The 1,502-nt window shown below is 46.9% G+C and carries 2 protein-coding genes; both read right to left on the reverse strand.

Annotation, left to right across the window (positions count from 1 at the left end; all coding sequences use genetic code 11):
* Window positions 1-467: ATP-binding cassette domain-containing protein (locus MC24_RS00005; protein WP_038051424.1), on the reverse strand; the 467-nt coding region annotated here is incomplete at its 3' end.
* Window positions 454-1,461 (reverse strand): ABC transporter ATP-binding protein, encoded by a 1,008-nt coding sequence (locus tag MC24_RS00010; RefSeq protein WP_038051426.1) that lies wholly within the window; start codon window positions 1,459-1,461, stop codon window positions 454-456. The genes MC24_RS00010 and MC24_RS00005, both read right to left, overlap by 14 nt.
* Between the last annotated feature and the right edge of the window lie 41 nt (window positions 1,462-1,502).

The following is a 1,502-nucleotide window of genomic DNA, read 5'->3' on the forward strand; positions in this document are numbered from 1 at the left end:
GAGAACTCACTTGGGTACTTCTCGGAGAATTCTTCAAAGGAGATACCGACTGCGGAGAGTTTCTCTTTGATGATCTCTTCTGCCTTCTTTTTTGTATCCGCTATGCCAAGGTTGAAGAGTGTCTCATAGAAGTACCTGTCCACCTTCCTGAGGGGGTTGAACGTGGAGAACGGATTCTGGAAGACTGCCTGTATTTCTTTTAGAAGCTCTCTTCTTTCCTTTTCGTTCTGATGCACACGATCGATCTTTCTTCCTTTGTAGATGATCTCACCGGAGGTGGGTTCTTCAAAGCCGAGGATGATCTTGGCGGTCGTGGTCTTTCCACAGCCGCTCTCTCCAGCGAGGGTGAAGATCTCTGCTTCGTTTATATCGAAGTTCACGTTGTCTACAGCCACTATCCTCGTTCTGGAGAAGATACTCCCTATGGTGAAGATCTTCGTCAGATTTTTTATCTCAAGAAGCGGCATTCTTTCCCTCCTCTACTAACCAGCATGCAACTCTGTGGCCCGGCAGGTATTCCTTGAGAGGGGGTACTTCTTTTTTACACCTGTCGAACGCATGTGGACATCTTGGATGGAAACTGCATCCTGGTGGAAGATCGGCGAGTGATGGAGGACTTCCAGGAGCGCTTTCTCTCCTTCCTTTGTCTCCAAACTTTGGAAGCGAGTAGATCAGATACTTCGTGTAGGGATGCATGGGGTTTTCAAAGATCTCTTCTGTTTTCCCTTCTTCTATGATCTTTCCTGCGTACATGATCGCTATCCTGTCTGTCACGTTCGCATGGACCCCCATATCGTGTGTGACAAGGATGATGGTGTTCTGTCTTGAAGATTGTATCTCCTTAAGGAGCTGGACCACACCTCTCTGAGTTACAACGTCGAGAGCGGTCGTTGGTTCGTCTGCTATGATGACTTTCGGTGACAGAACGGTTGCAAGAGCGATCGTCACCCTCTGCCTCATTCCACCAGATAGCTGGTGTGGATAGGCGTTGAGAATTTCTATCGGAAGGCCAAGCTCTCTTATGTGTTCTTTTGCCATCTCATAGGCTTCTTCTTTCGTCTTTCCAGTCGTGTGGCTTTCTATGAAATCCTTGAAGGTCTCCTTTATCTTCACCACGGGATTGAGAACGCTCATCGATCCCTGTGGAACGTAAGAAATGAAACTCCATCTGAGCCTTCTTCTCTCTTCATCGCTCAGGGAATAAACATCCACTTCTTTTCCGTTTTCTCTGTACAAGACTTTTCCTCCCACTATTCTCTGTGGTGGTTCTATTGCAGCAAAGAGAGCTCTCAAAAGAGTGCTCTTTCCACATCCGCTCTCTCCTGCGATACCGTATATCTCGTTCTCCATGATCGAAATGTTCACGTCGTCCACTGCTTTCACTACTCTCTTTTTTCCGAATATGTCCAGAATGTAATAAGACTTGAGATTTTCTGTTCTCAACACTTCCACCGCTATCACCTCATGCCTGTCCTATTCTCTGTATCCTCATCCTCGGATCC

It is taken from the genome of Thermotoga sp. Mc24 (genome assembly GCF_000784835.1).
Classification (GTDB): domain Bacteria; phylum Thermotogota; class Thermotogae; order Thermotogales; family Thermotogaceae; genus Thermotoga.